At 38.2% G+C, this 1,211-nt stretch carries 1 protein-coding gene; it reads right to left on the bottom strand.

Annotated features, from left to right (window positions below):
• A partial coding sequence (locus FC36_RS09185) for a GbpC/Spa domain-containing protein (protein ID WP_268872452.1) occupies positions 1-1,211 on the bottom strand: 1,211 nt, incomplete at both ends.

Below are 1,211 nucleotides of genomic sequence, written 5' to 3'. Positions count from 1 at the left end.
TCAGCATATGGAGTGAAATTATCATAGTGATAATTTACAGTATCTGGAGTGACTGTCACATCATTTAAGGAATAAGTAACCGTTGGTAAAATAGTACTAGGTATAGTCGTTGTAAAAGCGGCCCAAGCCCCACCACCTACAGTTGAATCGTTGCTTTCTGTATCTACACTAGGTTGTGCTGTGTGCTTACCAAATTCAAATGATACTTTATTCCCCGAAAGTTTATAAACAACAGAGCCATAGAAAAAGTAAGGAGAATTATCAAAGTCCCATCCACGAGAACCATCGGCTGTAGAAGCATCACCTTTCCCTGCTAAATTACCATTGTCTGCTTCTTTTTCAGGATATTTAGATGTTCCTTCAGCATAATTATTGAAGTCTGCATATGCCCATCCATCGTTATGAATTTTAATAGATGACCCGTCAAGCTGAAATCCCGTTGTTCCGGTTAAACCTTTAACAGATTCAGCGACTAAACCTCCTTGTTTTCCATTCCAAGAATTCAAGGAATTCACAGAAAACCATGCATTATCATCAAAATTAATTTTATTTCCACTTGCATCATAAAATTCATATGTTGCAACAACGTCCGTTGCATGAAAAATCCCTTGAACGGGGTCAGCTAAGACGCTTAAAAAGTTTGTTCTTTTTCCGTCGCCTTGTGTCACCTCGTAAGGCTTAGAATTACTAAAAGTAATAACGATTTTGGAAATAGAATTTCCGTTATAAGTAGAATTGTGTAAGTTTGTATATGTTGCCCTTAAAAAATCACCGTCAATTTTTCTAGAAACACCACCCGGGACGTTGATGTCATATCGTGGAAGGCTTTTATTTTCAAGCAATGGAGTTATGGTAAGTGGGACATTATTTAAAATGTCGAGTGTTACTTTTGCATTTGGTTCACTGTTCATATCCATAGCTTGAACAACTTGACCAGACGTAATCGTTTTTACAGACGAACCGTTGTTAGCAATAGATAATCGCTGTTCAATCTTAGACACGGCATCATTAATAGCTTTGACTTGGCTTTGATAGTCGTGGCTTACCTCAGTGACAGTCTTTTGTGCATCAGCAACTGACGTGGTTGTTTTCTTGTTAGGGTCTTGCTTGACGTGGTCATTCCCTAACGTTTTTTGTGCATTAGCAACTGCTTGTTCGAGTTTTTGCTTTTCACTTTCCAAAGAAGCAACGGCACTCTTAGCGTCATTCAT

This window comes from Ligilactobacillus equi DSM 15833 = JCM 10991 (assembly GCF_001435735.1).
GTDB lineage: Bacteria > Bacillota > Bacilli > Lactobacillales > Lactobacillaceae > Ligilactobacillus > Ligilactobacillus equi.
Note: the sequence above shows the minus strand (reverse complement) of the source record. Positions and strands in the feature narration are given on the sequence as shown.